This is a genomic window from Synechococcales cyanobacterium T60_A2020_003 (assembly GCA_015272205.1).
Classification (GTDB): Bacteria; Cyanobacteriota; Cyanobacteriia; order RECH01; family RECH01; genus JACYMB01.
In genome coordinates this window covers 1-15,226 of sequence record JACYMB010000083.1, presented here as the reverse complement: position 1 = coordinate 15,226, position 15,226 = coordinate 1, and the positions used below count along the sequence as shown (strand labels likewise).

Genomic DNA, 15,226 nt, shown 5'->3' with positions numbered 1-15,226 from the left:
CTCACGTTTTTGAAAGACGCCTATAGATATTTGAACCAAATAGGTCTAAAGCGATAGCTTCAGAAACGTTTTGTTTCGTTAACTCTACATATCAAAACCAGCAGACATTGCTGTAATGATTTCAGGCTTAACGACCCCCTTCCTCACAAGAACAAGATACATCACAAGAACTCTAGGAGATGTCCATGAAATCCGCGATCCGCCGCATCACTGCTTTATCCGCCGCACTCGCAACGACCGCCGTGGGAACGTTGGTTAGCATTGCACCTGCTTTTTCGGCTTCTGCATTCGGACAAAAAGAAGTCGATCAAAGCAAGTTTGTTGCGATCGCATCTCCCATTGGCAGCGGTGCTTCTCATCAGCTTCTCATATTAGAACAAGTCTCGTCCTCTCGCTCCTGCTGGAGTGAAAGTGGTAGCAGCCCTACTATTATTGATCCGCTACTTCTCAGCTTCGATTTCACTGGAATTTGCGGACGCAGCACCGACAGCAATGGCTATTCCATTCGTGCCAATGGCGAAGATTTAGGGTTGCAATACAGCTTGCGCGTTGTAAACCGTGATGGGGATATGTTGCTAATCGGTAGCCCCTTCAACCGCACCGGGCCAGAACTTTTAATTGGTAAAACCAATGGCGTTACAACGGACTTTGCCAAGATTAACTTGAATGATGGCTGGCGTTTTACAAAGCGTACCTATGAAGGTCAAGCCTTAGGTCATGTTTACCTAACCTACGAAGGAGACTTAGCTGATACCGTTAGCAGCGGCAACACCGGAAATACTGGAAATACGGGCAACACCGGAAATACTGGAAATACGGGCAACACCGGAAATACTGGAAATAACGGTTCCCAGACCTACGCCTTCCGTGATATTTCCACCGACATTTACGCCCGTGAAATTCAAGAAGCCGTCGATATTGGCTTCATCGCCGGATTCCCTGAAGACGGTACCTTCCGTCCAACCGCATCGCTAACTCGTGAACAACTGGTGTCCATCGTTCTTGAAGCGTTAGACAACGTAGAAGGCGTTGATCTGAACCTGCCCACCTCTGTGAGTGGTCGTCCCTTTGCGGATGTCGAAAGCACCCGTTGGAGCGCTGCAAAGATCAAGTTTGCTCAGGACAACAACATCGTTACGGGCTATCAAGATGGGCTGTTCCGTCCAGCGCAAGCCGTGACCCGTGCTGAACTGATGGCAGTTCTCCGCCGTGCGGCTGAGTATGCCCAAACCGCTCAAGGGAATGCCGCCGAGTTAGAAGACACGCAAGATCCGAAACAGTTCTCTGATACCTCTGGACACTGGGCAGAATCGTTGATTACGGACATGTCGTCCTTCTGTGGCGTGGCTTCTCCTCTGAACGAGCGTGGTGAGGCCTTTGCACCCAATCAATCCGCTCAGCGCAACTATGCGACAGCAGCCACCCTCCGCATGATGAACTGTGTCAGCGGTGAACCTGAAGTCACCAGCGAAGCTCAGGGCTAAGGTCTATCCGTAAGGTTTGGTTTCATCGAAGTTCTCGTTAGAGTTGACTGAAAACAGTTGAGAGCGTGCTGACAACGGTACGCTCTTTTTCTTGGGTCATGGCCTTGATCTACAGCCAATTTCCAACCAGCACAAAGGCCGACCAAAAGTAGGGTCGTCGGTACAGCGGATCATTGATCAGTTTTTCTTGAGCGCGGCGTAAGGCTTCGGCTTTGGTCACCCCTTCAACGGCAATATCCACTTGCCAGAGGCTTGCCACCGTACTGCGTGCCCCCGCACCTACTGCCATCCCTGCCAATCCTAAGGCGGCACGGCGATCGCCCACCGCAGTCTGACAAGCACTGAGTACCAGCATTTCAACGGGATGCTCATCTTGGCTGACGGCACGTAAAAGCTGACTGAGTTCCCCCACGTTGATGGCACCATCCCAGGTCAAAATAAACGTTTCTTCTAACTGGGAGCTAAATTGCCCGTGGGTTGCCAAATGAACAATCGGGGCAGGAACTGTTTCGATCGCTTGCGTTAACCCGGCATCGGTGAACTGCTGATTGAGCAGCACCCCGCCTTGGGGCACTAGTTTTTCCAGTTGGGCAAGCTCCTCGACCACACCCGGCAGGGGCGCGAATCCCGCTCGTGCTTCGCTGAGTCCGGCCTTGATCACGCTCAGTTCGGTTGAGGCAATGGGGCGAGTTTCTAAAAGCTGGAGGCTGGGCGTGAGCGCCACCCCATAGCGATGAATGAGATACTGCGTTCCATCGTGGAGGGCCGCCATCGGAACGTTTTGCAGCACGCTGTCGGGGACGAAAACTAGCGTTTCCACTTGACTGCTGGCTAACACAGGTTCTAGGGGACGCACGAGCCAATCGTAAAGCTGTTGGGCAAAGGGGAGATGACCGCGACTGTCTGGCGGAATCCGCAGGGTTCGTACCAAATTCGCAACCACAGACTCGACCTCTTGACGCGGAACCGAAACCGTAAATTCCTGAAGCGATCGCCCTGGCAAACTGAGAATCACGGCGAGGCGATCGTCCAGCAAAATCGGGTAAATAACGGCGGCGGCCTGGTCTATTTGGTCTATCTGTACCTCTTGGGCATTCAGACAGGCGGAGCGAAAAAAGTTATCGAGTTCGGCAAGCTGCAGGACAGCACCACCCCCAGGGCAAACTCTTCGCTGGGCGACTGGTACAGGGGCTGGCGAAATGCGAGTTCATAGTAGCTAGAGGTTGCCGTCAGATCCAGTTGATCAAAGGGAGGCTCAATCACGTTCCCGTCGTTAAATCCCACATTGAGACCTAGCGTTCCGTTGCGGGGATTAAGCGGAATCAAATAGCTGCCATCCACTTCACTACTGCCCCCCGTGTGGGCGTAGGTCAGGGAAATGCGATCCCCAAAGCCCAGCAGATTCGCTTGGCTGAGTTCAATGTCCTGCTGAAAGGTGCCGATACTGGGCGATCGCGAGTTGTCCAAGCTGATCGCCACTCCCAGGGTATCGGCTTCCTGAACCGTGATGTCAAGAATGCTGGTTCCGGGACGCACCCCGGCTGATAATTCCGCCGATAGGGTTTCGATCAAGGGATTGAGTTGAAGAAGCTGTAATCCTTCCAGCAGATTGTTGACATTTAGCGGGGGACTAGCGGCGATCGCCACTCGACTCCGCACGTAATCTGCCCGCAGCCGTTCATTCCCTGTGATGTTAATGTCCGCCAGACTCCCCTCCACCACCTGAATTTGCACAATGCCATCCTCTAGGGTTTGAGGAGGAATGTAGGCTCCTGAGGTGATGTATCCCGCATCGGTGTAGAGCTGGGTGATGGCGGATCGAGCCTGGAGCAACTCGGCAAAGGTAATGGGGCGATTGGTAAACGGTTCAGTTACGGCCTGAAGTTCGGCGTCACTAAAGACGGTGCTACCGAGAACTTCAAACCCTTGAACTGTAATTGTGTCTGGGATCTCTCCTGGAGTTCCCTCGGTGGTTGGAGTCTCGTCCGTTGTTTCAGGCTGCTGATCCACATCGGGGTTGAGGAGATCCTGCGGCGGCGGCAAGGGTGGCGGGGGAAGTTCTTCGGGTAATGGCTGTAAGGATGGTGGGGGCTGTTGAGGTCTGGGGGGAGATTGGGCGATGAGCGGTTGGGGAGACGTTGAGACAGAAAGGGCGATCGCCTTCTGGCTGACCCCATCTGAGTCTGAATCTAGATCAGCGCTTAGGGAGGGTTGAGGAAGATCGTCTGGGGTCGCCTGAACGGAAGATGCAACTCCAACCAGAAGTCCTAGAGTTACTCCAACTAGAAAAAATGGCCGCATAGTATCGTACCCATGACAGGAACACAGACGATGGGAAATCACCCAAACAACATCGGAATTCTACATCCCCTGATTCTGCTCAAGGCTAGATTGTAAGTGGCTTTTCATATGTGCGGTTAATCTAAACACCGCAGATCGACACTGCAAATGCGGGTATATCGATGATCGGTGCGGACGAGTTGAACCGATCGCCCTTATCGAATATCTAAGATTTACTGCAAAATCCGCCCCTACCAACCACTGAACCCTATGGCTCCAGACGACGCAACTCTACGCACCCTGCTCAGGCAAACCCGCACGATCGCCCTAGTCGGCCATTCCCATAAACCCCATCGCGCCAGCTACCAGATTGCCGCATTTTTAAGAGACGCTGGCTATCGCGTGTATCCCGTCAATCCCGTTCTGTCTACCATCGACGGAGAACTGTGCTACCCCACACTGAACGCGATTCCCGACTCGATTGATTTAGTCAATGTCTTCCGACGTTCCGAGTTTTTACCCGAAATCGCAGAAGCGGCGATCGCCATTGGTGCAAAAATGTTCTGGGCACAGTTGGGGATTCAAGACGACGCCACCGCCCAACGACTCACCGCAGCGGGAATCACACCAATTATGGATCGCTGCATCAAAATCGAGTATCTACGATTAGGACTCACCCCCTCGCCAGAGGCACCTTAAAGGCTCAAGACAAGCTGGAGCTGAGGTTCTGGCTGGGCAAACTCAGGAATTGGGTCGGGATGGGCGTTAACTGCTGGACAGTAGCGAGCATAGGCACAGCGATCGCACTGATTTCCAGGAAAGGGCTGCCAGTTGCGATCGCGCCGCAGTTGCACCGCCAGTTCACTAATCACCGTTTTGACCCGCTGCCGATGGAAAGGCGTTGCCTCAAACGTCACCTTGTCTCCGGTACGCAAATACAGCAAACTCATCTGCTTCAGGCTCAGGGCGTACCGCTGCTCCAGCGCGAGGTAATAGAGGCCAATTTGCAGATCCACCTCATCATCTTCGTAGTTGGTCACATCTTTAGCAGACTTGTAATCAATGAGTTCCAGGCCGTCCTCTAAATAATCGAGGCGATCATACCGTCCGGACAGCACAAACTCCAGATTCTCAACCTTGAGCGACCCTTGCACCCGGCCTTCTACCGCCAGCGGTCGCCGCATCGCCGATTGATTCGCAATAAACGAATAGTAATACCGCCGCAGAATTGACCGACCTTCCACAATTTGGTTCTGACTGAGAGCCGTGACCTGCTGGTTCCAACAGGACTCAATCCACTCTAGGGGTGGTGTCGCATCCTGGTAATGCCAATCGCGATACATCTGCGCCAGCGCTTGGTGGAGTGCCGTCCCTAAGGCCGCAGACCCATAAAACGCAGTTCCCGGCATTTTGCGCTCGTAGCGAAAGTAATAAGCTTGCGGGCAACGATAGTAGGTTTGTAACTTAGCAGCGGAGAGAAAATACGGCATAATCACAGCTCCCGTGGCAGGGTTTATCCAACGGCGTTCTCTAAAACCCATCGTCAGTCCCTAATATCCTGTATGTGGCGATCGCACCTCTAGATTTAGGGACTTTTTACTTAGCTTCTCCCATCATGCCACCACATATAGGATTCGACCAGGATCATTTGTATTTCTCACGACGGCTTTTTCGGTCTAAAATGCTGACCGGAGCTACAGTGTCAACCCTAAACAGACGCTACTGTAAGGATCAGGGAACTGTCGTCTAGCTCGTGGGAAAATCATCACAAATTTAGAACTTTTTCCAATTGCTCCGCCGTGAGGGTTAGGGTTCTGTTTGTGAAAACCGCTGCACTCAATCAGACGTCAAAGGGAAACGCTAGATGTAGCGTGAACGGAACCCATGCTGTTGACCGCCCCGAAACGGATCACTGCCATTGGTGATGTCGCCCTCAACCCTAAACCTAAACTCAAACTCAATAGACCCACATTCATTTCATGGAATCCATGCTCAGCCGCATTCAAGACATTGCCGACGCGATCGCTCCTCGTCTCATTGAAATTCGCCGCCACATCCACGCCCACCCCGAACTGAGCGGGCAAGAGTACCAAACCGCCGCCTACGTCGCCGGGGTTTTATCCTCCTGCGGATTGCAGGTTCAAGAACTGGTCGGCAAAACAGGGGTTATCGGCGAATTGCCCGGTTCGGGGCAAGACTCCCGCAGGCTTGCCATTCGAGCCGACATGGATGCCCTCCCCATTCAAGAGCAAACCCAGCTTGAGTACGCCTCGCGCCAACTGGGGATCATGCACGCCTGCGGTCACGACGTCCATACCACCGTCGGATTGGGAACCGCGATGGTGCTATCCCAGCTTGAGGAGGGGCTGCCCGGTAACATCCGCTTCATCTTTCAGCCTGCCGAAGAAACCGCCCAAGGCGCAAGCTGGATGATCAAAGATGGCGTCATGGATCAGGTGGATGCCATTTTGGGGGTACACACCTTCCCCACCATTCAGGCCGGACATATCGGCATTCGGTACGGTGCGCTTACCGCTGCCGCTGATGACCTCGAAATCGTGATCACCGGGGAATCCGGTCATGGTGCCCGTCCCCACGAGGCCATTGACGCGATTTGGATTGCCTCCCAGGTAATCACGACGCTGCAACAAGCGATCAGCCGCACCCAAAATCCGCTACGTCCCGTGGTGCTCACCATCGGGCAAATCCAAGGAGGTCGCGCCCCTAACGTCATTGCTGATCAAGTCCGGCTCCTCGGCACGGTGCGATCGCTCCATCCTGAGACCCACGCCGATTTGCCCGACTGGATTGAAAACATTGTCGCCAGCGTCTGCCAAAGCTACGGGGCACAGTACGTTATGAACTACAACCGTCGGGTTCCCTCCGTGCTGAACGACGCTGGCCTCACGCGCCTGGTGGAACAAGCGGCCCAAGAAGCCTGGGGCAATCACCGAGTGCAGCTACTTTTAGAACCTTCGCTCGGCGCAGAGGACTTCTCCCTCTACCTTGACCATGCCCCTGGAACCATGTTCCGTCTAGGAGTTGCATTTGAAGATCAGGTCAACTATCCCCTGCATCATCCTCAGTTCCAGGTGGATGAATCCGCCCTAATCACGGGCGTAGTCACGATGGCCTACAGCACCTACTTATACTGGCTGAATCCAAGTTATTAAGCAATGTAACAAAAATGCCGTCAAGACAGCAAGACAGCTTGACAGTCTCCTGGTATCCCTCCTATGCTGTTGTCTACATACCCGGGTATTTATCATTTGTAGTTCTATGCAAGACAAGCAAAAGGTCACACTCTATCTACCTCCCGAACTCCACCGACAGCTCAAGATTACGGCGGCGGTTACCTCGGAACCCATGTCGGCGATCGCAGAGAAGGCCATCGTGTTTTACATGAATCACCCTGCCTTGGTGGACGAGGTAGAATCGTCTCACGGACAAACCCATCAGGTTTACAGTTGTCCCGATTGTTCTAGTTCCTTAGTCCTACGGGATGGAGATATGGTTTCTCTCGGCGACCAACCCGGTGTGTTGATGGATGATGAACTGTCGATTCGTAACGTTAGTTCGGTATCCTCTGAGCTTAGTCAGCCTGTAGGCGAAGAATTGGTTCCCTGCTAGGGCATGTCCATAAGCTGTTGGGATTTTGTTCTGCAGTCTGCGCTGTCTCTATTCAAATAGGTTGATGATCCCATGAAAGAAGAGCTAAGTGTACTGATTAAAGCTCAATATCCCCTCATCTACCTGGTTACGTCTGAGGAGGAGCGCACCGAGCAGGCGATCGCGGCTCTAGCCCAGGCAAAGCCCCAGCGACGCGTGTTTGTGTGGACTGTCACCCACGGCATTGTAGAGTATGGTCAGCCCCGCGGTACCACCCAGCACAACACCGTATCTCCAGAAGCCGCTATAGAGTGGGTGGTTCGCCAGAAAGAATCTGGTATATACATTTTTAAGGATCTCCACCCCTTCGTCGATTCTCCTGCCGTAACTCGTTGGTTAAGAGATGCCATTCACAGTTTCAAGGAGGCTCAGCGAAAGGAGATTTATAAGGCGATTGTCCTTATGTCTCCAGTCCAGCAGGTTCCAATCGAATTGGAGAAAGAAGTGACCGTTCTCGACTATCCGTTGCCGGACATGTCAGAGCTGAACCAGGTTCTCATGGAGCATCTTGAGCAGGTGCGGTCTACTCGTCGGCTCTCCACTGACGCGCGTGAGAAGTTGCTTAAAGCGGCTTTAGGGTTGACACGAGACGAGGCGGATCGGGTCTACCGTAAGGCACAGGTCACGGCTGGACGATTAACGGAGGCCGAAGTTGATGTCGTTTTGTCGGAAAAACGTCAGCTCATCCGCCGCAATGGCATCTTAGAGTTTATTGAGGAAGATGAAACTCTGGATTCTGTTGGCGGTTTGGAAGAATTAAAGCGGTGGCTGCGTCAACGCTCGAATGCCTTCACCGAACGTGCGCGGGAATACGGTCTTCCTCAGCCGAAAGGGATGCTGATCCTTGGGGTTCCAGGCTGTGGGAAGTCGCTAATCGCTAAAACAACGTCACGATTATGGGGTCTGCCGCTGCTGCGTCTCGATATGGGTCGCGTATACGATGGCTCAATGGTCGGACGTTCGGAGGCCAATTTACGAAATGCGCTCAAGACGGCAGAATCCATCTCACCCGCGATCCTATTCATTGACGAGATCGACAAGGCGTTTGCGGGCAGTGCAGGTTCGGCAGATTCCGACGGTGGCACCTCTAGCCGTATTTTTGGTTCCTTCCTAACCTGGATGCAGGAAAAGTCATCGCCAGTGTTCGTGATGGCTACCGCAAACCGGGTTGAGCGGCTCCCCGGTGAGTTCCTCCGAAAGGGACGCTTTGATGAAATTTTCTTTGTTGATCTCCCCACGATTGAAGAGCGGCAAGATATCTTCCGCATTCACCTATCGAAGCGTCGGTTAGATATTAGTCGCTTTGATTTAGATCAACTGTCCAAAGTTTGTGACGGGTTCTCTGGTGCAGAGATTGAGCAGGCGCTAATCGCAGCCATGTATGAGGCGTTCGCGCAGGATCGAGAGTTTAGTCAACTCGACATCATCGCAGCGATTAAGGCGACCATGCCTCTGTCTAGAACCATGAATGAGCAGGTCACCGCACTCAGAGACTGGGCTCGGCAACGGGCTCGACCTGCGGCATCTTCATTTGCGGAGTATATGCAAATGGAGTCGTAAAAAGCTTTCTCTCCTGCTCCCAACAGGAGGAAAGGCTAGCGATTTTGCTAGCGGTTTGGTAGAAACGCCGCTTGTCGGCACCCTCTACATTTCGTATCGTTGTTGTTGTTTTTCTCGGTTTCTCTACAGGAGGAAATCCAAATGTCTCACTTTAGCACTCTGCGCACAAAAATCACAGATGCTGAAATTTTGAAGTCGTCTCTGCGCGATCTCGGTATCTCGGTGAAGACCGAAGCTGATGTTCGTGGCTACAACGGTCAGCGCGTTCGTGCTGACATCGTTGCTGTTCTCGAAGGTGAATATGATCTAGGCTGGTCTCGAAATGCAGACGGTTCCTTTGATCTCGTTGCAGACCTATGGGGTGTTGCCAAAAAGCACAACCAGACCGAGTTAATTAACTCCATCAATCAAAAATACGCTGTTAACAAAACCCTGGCTGAAGTGAAGCGTCCTGGCTTGCAGAACGCTAACGTTAAGCTTGTTGTTCAAAAGTAGGTTCCTCTGAGCGTTCCCGAATTCGTGGGCTAGCCCGTTAGGTCAGGCTAGCCCGTTTTTTGGAGATGGTTTGGTTTAACCTTGCCCTCAGTTCACTTAAATTAGATCAGACATTTGCGGGGCGAGATTATCGTCCCGTTTTTGTATTTCTCCTCACTCCACGAGGGACGGCTATATAGAGGGACAGCTATACAATGGACAGTAAGACACTTCATTTAGCTGTTACCCATTTGTAGGAACCTGTCCTGTGGACGCGAAACCGTTGGAAGATCGTGCAAACCCTGCATGGCTTGACCCTTCTTTTGAATTTGACTCGATCGAAGATGCCTTGGCTGATTTAAAGGCAGGTCGGGTCATTGTGGTGGTGGATGATGAAAATCGTGAAAATGAAGGAGATCTAATCTGCGCCGCGCAGTTTGCAACGCCAGACATGATCAATTTTATGGCCGTTGAGGCACGGGGACTAATTTGCCTGGCCATGACGGGCGATCGCCTGGATCAGCTCGAACTTCCCTTGATGGTGAACCCACGGGAGTTTGAGGACAGCAACGAGCAAACAGCCTTCACGGTTAGTATTGATGGCGCACTGCATTTAGGTGTAGGCACGGGCATTTCAGCGGACGATCGCGCCCGTACTATCCAGATCGCTCTAAATCCGAATGCGAAACCGACCGATCTACGCCGACCTGGGCATATTTTTCCGCTGCGTGCCCGCGAAGGTGGCGTGCTCAAACGGGCGGGGCACACCGAAGCGGCGGTTGACCTGGCAAACCTGGCAGGACTTTACCCCGCGGGCGTAATTTGCGAAATTCAGAATCCCGATGGATCGATGGCACGCCTGCCCGAACTAGTGGATTATGCGCGTCATCATCAGCTTAAGCTGATCAGCATCGCTGATTTGATCAACTATCGCCTCCAGCATGAGCGGTTCATCCATCGGGAGGCGGTAGCGGATTTGCCGACCCAGTTTGGACACTTCAGCATTTATGGCTACCGCAATACGTTAGATAACTCCGAGCATCTCGCCATTGTAAAAGGTGATCCGGCAACGTTCCACGATCAGTCGGTGATGGTGAGAGTGCATTCGGAATGTTTAACAGGCGATGCTTTGGGATCATTGCGGTGCGACTGCCGCATGCAGCTTCAGGCCGCGTTGAAGATGATTGAGAATGCGGGTCGGGGTGTGGTGGTCTACCTGCGGCAGGAGGGACGAGGCATTGGGTTGATCAACAAACTCAAAGCCTATTCACTCCAGGATTTAGGGCTAGACACCGTTGAAGCCAATGAAAAGTTGGGTTTTCCAGCCGATCAGCGCAACTACGGCGTCGGCGCACAAATCCTCAATGATTTGGGGGTCAATCAAATTTGTTTGGTGACCAATAATCCCCGAAAGATTGCGGGATTGAAAGGCTACGGGATTGAAATTGTCGATCGCGTACCGTTACTGATCGAGGCCACATCTTACAACGTCAGCTATTTGAACACAAAAGCTAAGAAACTGGGGCATTTGCTCCTCCAAACCTATTTGGTGACGATCGCCCTTCAGTGGGCTGATGATTTGCCGTCCACAACCCAGCGGTATGGGCGGTTAGAAAAGCTGCGATCGCTCGCCCGTGAGAAAAATTTCTTACTGCAAGAAGAAGCCAGACCCGTGGCGATCGCCATCTTCGGCCAATCTTCCCTTATTTTCCACCTGGGTCTAGACCAGCCCAATCCATCGGGCGAGAACTGGTTGACAAAGCCTGACGATCCCTATTTGAAGGCTGTATTGCAGTATTTAGACACGATCGCCGTTTGGCCGTTTGTGAGTCAGGTGGAGTTTTTGGCATCAGCGGGAGGCGATCCCCTCACAGGACTACAAATTCAGCTCGATCGCCAAATCTTCAAGCTGGATACTACGACGGAATCAAGGGGAGTTGTTTCCTCCGCACTGCCGACCTTAGAAACCCAGCGCATCTATGCCTTCTCACGCCATCTCCCCTCGGACTAGGGCAGGCTTCAGGTAGGTGGCGCTATCACAATTTCAGCAGACCGGGGAGCCGTCAGCCCGCCCACCACAAAGATATCGGTGAGGGTTCTGGGTTTTAGGTCGATCGCCTGGGAGGCGATCGCAGAGGTGTTTCCGTGGATCGCGATCGCCACCTCCGTGACCCTGCTATCCACCGATTCTGCGGCACTGGGGGTCGGATAGGCCAGAGTTTTAGAAAACAGCACGTTAGACGATTCCGTAAGCTGCAAGACAAGGGGCATCATTCCTGGTGCAAGATGCACGAGGCGAACCTGAGGGCGCTCCGTCGGCTACTACTCCTGTCATGGAGCACGATCATCTGCGGAAGATAATCATTCACCGCATGGGCACCTACTCCACCCAAAACACCTTTGAGCTGAGCCATCCAGGTATGAGGATTCGGGTCAATTGGATCGGGCAGGATGCCATAGAGCGTCAGGGTATAGCGATCGCTCCCCGCTAAACCGTAGGTGGATTGGAGCAGTGTTTGATCCCCAACCTGCACCTTTAGGGTATAGCGTCCTGCGGGAAGTGGGTGATAGTCCGAAACCTGTTTGTAGGTTAAGTCGGATAGAACCAGTGGATCGTGATCGCCGGACTGGAGCCGAATCTGCACCGTCACCCTTGCATTGGGCACAAACTGACCGATTTCCCGTAGGAACTCAAAGGCTCCACCGCCTTGCTCAAATTTGTTGGCTAGAAATGCATAACGGTAGGCGGCTGTTAACGCCACACCCCCCGCAATTAAGAAGCTAAGCCAACTCCAGTGAACCGCAACCGCAACCACAACTCCCAAGGCTGTGTAGATTCCACCGCCAACCATCCCTCCCACGGCGAGCGACCAGGTTGCTACAAAGCCAAGTTGTTCTGTAGGTTTTTGCCGCATTACAAGTATCTGATATTGGTTTTGAATTTTAAGTTCTCAGTTTTGAGTTGAACATCCATGACTACCCTACTCAAGCATCTATCGCTATCCCCATTGCTCTAACTGAGGCAATAAATCACTATAAAGATATCTCCAGCGCTTTAGGGGACTACGAGGATGTCTCAAAAGTTGTCTGTCATAGATGAAAGCGTTGTAGCCCCCTCTAGATCCCCCTACCCTGCGGGAAGCTGCTTTGCGTCTATAACAAGGAGGACTTTCGAGCCAGTTCCCTCCTTAACAAGAGGGGGGGAGGGGAGATCTACGAAGGCTTATAATTACAGCCATTGACTTTTCAAATACCCTCTAAATCTGGCGTTGTTGAATTGAGGTATGAGTTTGAATAGGAGAAAACGACCGTTTTTCCCTACGAGAAGCTTTGAATATTTAGTTCGTACCTGTGCTTAGCAACGTCCTAAATTTTGGTTGCGCTGCTTTTGGGTCAGGTGAGTGAATACCCAATAGTCTCTCAATTTTTACCCGTGATTAGCATCTATCTCACGATATCTCTACGCTACTCCGCACGGTAGATTTTCTCAACGACTGCGATGACGGCACATCTTTCTGACTGCCTATCCTTAAAAATCGATCATTCATCTATCAGTCGTTTTGACCAACCTATAATCCCGACATCCGCACCTTATACGAAAGTTCTTCAATGGGCAAATTATCACAATCCCAATCAGAGTACCGAAGCTGCAACCGCTTCTCGCCAGCGTATTCCTCCACCAGTTTGCCACCGTACAACTTGGCCTCAGTGCCCAGACTTTGAATGCAGATTTTGCCGTTGAAGACAGTGGCACGAGCCAGATAGATCACTAGATCATCGCGGGAGGGACGATTGACGGTAGTGCTTGCGGTGAGGTGAGCAAGTCCCCGTTCATCCATCTCTTGCGCGATCGCCATTGCCGTATTTCGAATACCGCGAATGGCAACAATGATTGCGGCAACGGCCATGGTGATGTCAACGCCGTCGTCCGTCAAAATAGAGTTGTTCGATAGGTATTGAAAATTTCGTTCACCCAGATCACTACGAATGCGACAGTGAATCAAATTATCGGGATGATAGTCTTTGAGGGTTCCCACGATCGCCCCACAAGCCGCACGGGGTTCGCACCAAGGAGACTCACGGGTTTTGCCGTAGATCTGTTTGTCATTCTCACGCAACCGTCCCACATGGGTTTTGAGGTCAATGGCAGCCAAAGAAATAGACTCAGGATTTCCCTCATAGACCCGTCGTTTTAAGGACTCATCTAATTCATGAGCAACGGTAACATGAGCCAGAGTCGCGCCGTTGTCTGTTCCACCCCCCGCTGGGAAAAACGCCTCCAACTTCAGTTCGCCAATCTCCGACAGCGTCGCAAATCGCGAGGCCACCACATCTCGATAGCGCTTGGTTGCTTCGCCACTGCATGATCTGTTTCCCAGCCTGGATTCGCTACATTGTCACTGACGGCTACTACAGCAAGTACAAGTGGGTCACAGGGGTCGTGCAACTGGGCTTTCATGCGATTGGCAAATTGCGCTGTAAAGACCTTCTGTGTCTTGATTTCAATCCCAAATTTGGTCAATTGGATCTCGCTGCCAAAGGCGGTAACGTCAACATTCGCTTTGACGGAGATCTCATCGCTAAGGTCTGCGATGCGTCCGTTAAGGAACTAAGCTCAGACGACTTTACAAAGGTTTTGTAAGGTTTTAAGAGTTTCCGAAACTTAGGTTACGCTACCGAATCGATGGGCATCAACACTGCCTATCGATTCGCGTTTTCAAGCATGACTAGCCCCAGATCTCCTATCCCGGTGAATTACGAAAATACTGCACATCGCTAATGGGATCACAAGTGACAGAGGTTCTCGGAACTCTGGGTTGATCGGGAGGAAACAGATCCGCATCGGGCGATCGCTCTGGAAATAAGGTTTCCGGTGAAACGTTTCCGGTGATGAAGTCTTGGGGTCTCGGTAGACGCTCCGGCAGAAACTCACGGGGAGAGGGCAATCGGGATGGCGGCTGCACTTCCGCGATCGCACAACGCCTGTTCAAGTAAAACCCACTAAGCCGAGAACTAGGCCCCTTCCAACTCGTCGTGAAGCTCATTAAATACTCATTTTCAGAACTCACATCGACCACCTCTGGTGCTGGGAATGTCCAAAACGGAAATTCTTGGAGTGGTACATCCGAGGGCGATCGCTTCCAAAACAGCATCTGGCTGGGTGAGTCGTTCTGCGATGGCTGAGCTTGAGCCTGCACCTCCGCCATCACCTGTTCCCGAAAAATCCTAAACTCCCGCTGATTTTCCGCAATCAACCACCGTTCCGTATCTGTCCAAGGCCGTCCCCGAAGTTGCTGCACTAGGCGTTCCTCCGCGTTCGAGAGTAGCGCGACTCCAACGGAATCAGGGGGCAACCCTTTGGCAAAGGATTCTCCAACCTTCACTACAAATGCACTGTAATGGGGATCGTCTAGCACTAGACTGGGGTAGCTTGATAACCAGCTTTGCACCAGGAAATGGAACCCAATCCAGCAGCTCAGCACAGCACAGGTCAAATACAACGTCGCGAGCTGTTGGCGATGCTCCACTCCCGGAAGCCGAAAAACTTGGGAGCGATCTAAATCTAGAAATCGGGGGATGGTGGAAATGAACGCGGAAATCATGGGCCACGCAATCAGCGCAAAGGCAAAAGATGTGTGATCCCAGAAATAGAGTAGCCAAGACACAAACGCTCCCCCAATCCCGGATCCAGGCCGCACCGTCCAACCTAGGAAAGACCACGTGACGCCTTGGGTCGCCCAAATGATACTAAGCGTGAA

14 protein-coding genes and 1 pseudogene are annotated in these 15,226 nt (G+C 52.3%); 8 read left to right on the top strand and 7 right to left on the bottom strand.

Annotated features, from left to right (window positions below; all coding sequences use genetic code 11):
• Positions 1–185: 185 nt before the first annotated feature.
• Complete coding sequence (locus tag IGR76_04195; GenBank protein MBF2077725.1) at positions 186–1,484, top strand: DUF3747 domain-containing protein; 1,299 nt, start codon at positions 186–188, stop codon at positions 1,482–1,484.
• A 109-nt stretch (positions 1,485–1,593) separates the two neighbouring features.
• On the opposite strand, the gene IGR76_04190 is transcribed toward IGR76_04195, so the two are convergent.
• Both IGR76_04190 and IGR76_04185 read right to left on the bottom strand, forming a co-directional pair.
• Complete coding sequence (locus tag IGR76_04190) at positions 1,594–2,499, bottom strand: CHAT domain-containing protein (GenBank protein MBF2077724.1); 906 nt, start codon at positions 2,497–2,499, stop codon at positions 1,594–1,596.
• A gap of 80 nt (positions 2,500–2,579) precedes the next feature.
• Entirely contained in the window at positions 2,580–3,785 is a 1,206-nt protein-coding gene (locus IGR76_04185; GenBank protein ID MBF2077723.1) for a ShlB/FhaC/HecB family hemolysin secretion/activation protein, read from the bottom strand.
• Between the two features lie 249 nt (positions 3,786–4,034).
• Between IGR76_04185 and IGR76_04180 the strand changes: the two genes are divergently transcribed.
• Positions 4,035–4,463, top strand: coding sequence for a CoA-binding protein (locus tag IGR76_04180; GenBank protein MBF2077722.1), 429 nt, complete (start codon positions 4,035–4,037; stop codon positions 4,461–4,463).
• On the opposite strand, the gene IGR76_04175 is transcribed toward IGR76_04180, so the two are convergent.
• Complete coding sequence (locus IGR76_04175) at positions 4,460–5,254, bottom strand: PD-(D/E)XK nuclease family protein (GenBank protein ID MBF2077721.1); 795 nt, start codon at positions 5,252–5,254, stop codon at positions 4,460–4,462. The genes IGR76_04180 and IGR76_04175 overlap by 4 nt on opposite strands.
• A 498-nt stretch (positions 5,255–5,752) precedes the next feature.
• Between IGR76_04175 and IGR76_04170 the strand changes: the two genes are divergently transcribed.
• The 5 genes from IGR76_04170 (at position 5,753) to ribA (ending at position 11,478) form a co-directional block, all read left to right on the top strand.
• The gene (locus IGR76_04170) at positions 5,753–6,937 is read left to right on the top strand and encodes an amidohydrolase (protein ID MBF2077720.1); all 1,185 of its coding nucleotides are present in this window, start codon (positions 5,753–5,755) and stop codon (positions 6,935–6,937) included.
• A gap of 106 nt (positions 6,938–7,043) precedes the next feature.
• Positions 7,044–7,394 (top strand): hypothetical protein, encoded by a 351-nt coding sequence (locus IGR76_04165; protein ID MBF2077719.1) that lies wholly within the window; start codon positions 7,044–7,046, stop codon positions 7,392–7,394.
• 72 nt (positions 7,395–7,466) lie between these two features.
• Positions 7,467–8,993 (top strand): AAA family ATPase, encoded by a 1,527-nt coding sequence (locus IGR76_04160; GenBank protein ID MBF2077718.1) that lies wholly within the window; start codon positions 7,467–7,469, stop codon positions 8,991–8,993.
• A gap of 141 nt (positions 8,994–9,134) precedes the next feature.
• Positions 9,135–9,488: a DUF1257 domain-containing protein gene (locus IGR76_04155; GenBank protein ID MBF2077717.1), complete on the top strand. Its 354-nt coding sequence runs from the start codon at positions 9,135–9,137 to the stop codon at positions 9,486–9,488.
• Between the two features lie 262 nt (positions 9,489–9,750).
• Positions 9,751–11,478 (top strand): bifunctional 3,4-dihydroxy-2-butanone-4-phosphate synthase RibB/GTP cyclohydrolase II RibA, encoded by a 1,728-nt coding sequence (gene ribA, locus IGR76_04150; protein MBF2077716.1) that lies wholly within the window; start codon positions 9,751–9,753, stop codon positions 11,476–11,478.
• Positions 11,479–11,486: 8 nt separating this feature from the next.
• Here the strand turns inward: ribA and IGR76_04145 are convergent, their stop codons facing one another.
• From IGR76_04145 to IGR76_04135, 3 genes and pseudogenes are all read right to left on the bottom strand, one after another.
• Positions 11,487–11,741, bottom strand: a complete 255-nt coding sequence (locus tag IGR76_04145) for a hypothetical protein (protein MBF2077715.1) — start codon at positions 11,739–11,741, stop codon at positions 11,487–11,489.
• Positions 11,738–12,382, bottom strand: coding sequence for a hypothetical protein (locus IGR76_04140; protein ID MBF2077714.1), 645 nt, complete (start codon positions 12,380–12,382; stop codon positions 11,738–11,740). The genes IGR76_04145 and IGR76_04140 overlap by 4 nt, the downstream gene beginning before the upstream one ends.
• Before the next feature lie 654 nt (positions 12,383–13,036).
• Positions 13,037–13,825 (bottom strand): annotated as a pseudogene (locus IGR76_04135) (hypothetical protein).
• A 5-nt stretch (positions 13,826–13,830) separates the two neighbouring features.
• Between IGR76_04135 and IGR76_04130 the strand changes: the two are divergent.
• Positions 13,831–14,109 (top strand): hypothetical protein, encoded by a 279-nt coding sequence (locus IGR76_04130; GenBank protein ID MBF2077713.1) that lies wholly within the window; start codon positions 13,831–13,833, stop codon positions 14,107–14,109.
• A gap of 100 nt (positions 14,110–14,209) precedes the next feature.
• On the opposite strand, the gene IGR76_04125 is transcribed toward IGR76_04130, so the two are convergent.
• The coding region (locus IGR76_04125; protein MBF2077712.1) for a DUF5357 family protein at positions 14,210–15,226 on the bottom strand (1,017 nt) is incomplete at its 5' end.

Coding starts and splice junctions, on each gene's coding strand:
- IGR76_04170 (MBF2077720.1), top strand. CDS start 5,753: ATGCTCAGCCGCATTCAAGACATTGCCGACGCGATCGCTCCTCGTCTC.
- IGR76_04165 (MBF2077719.1), top strand. CDS start 7,044: ATGCAAGACAAGCAAAAGGTCACACTCTATCTACCTCCCGAACTCCAC.
- IGR76_04160 (MBF2077718.1), top strand. CDS start 7,467: ATGAAAGAAGAGCTAAGTGTACTGATTAAAGCTCAATATCCCCTCATC.
- IGR76_04175 (MBF2077721.1), bottom strand. CDS start 5,254: ATGCCGTATTTTCTCTCCGCTGCTAAGTTACAAACCTACTATCGTTGC.
- IGR76_04140 (MBF2077714.1), bottom strand. CDS start 12,382: ATGCGGCAAAAACCTACAGAACAACTTGGCTTTGTAGCAACCTGGTCG.
- IGR76_04185 (MBF2077723.1), bottom strand. CDS start 3,785: ATGCGGCCATTTTTTCTAGTTGGAGTAACTCTAGGACTTCTGGTTGGA.
- IGR76_04180 (MBF2077722.1), top strand. CDS start 4,035: ATGGCTCCAGACGACGCAACTCTACGCACCCTGCTCAGGCAAACCCGC.
- IGR76_04155 (MBF2077717.1), top strand. CDS start 9,135: ATGTCTCACTTTAGCACTCTGCGCACAAAAATCACAGATGCTGAAATT.
- IGR76_04145 (MBF2077715.1), bottom strand. CDS start 11,741: ATGATGCCCCTTGTCTTGCAGCTTACGGAATCGTCTAACGTGCTGTTT.
- IGR76_04130 (MBF2077713.1), top strand. CDS start 13,831: ATGATCTGTTTCCCAGCCTGGATTCGCTACATTGTCACTGACGGCTAC.
- IGR76_04195 (MBF2077725.1), top strand. CDS start 186: ATGAAATCCGCGATCCGCCGCATCACTGCTTTATCCGCCGCACTCGCA.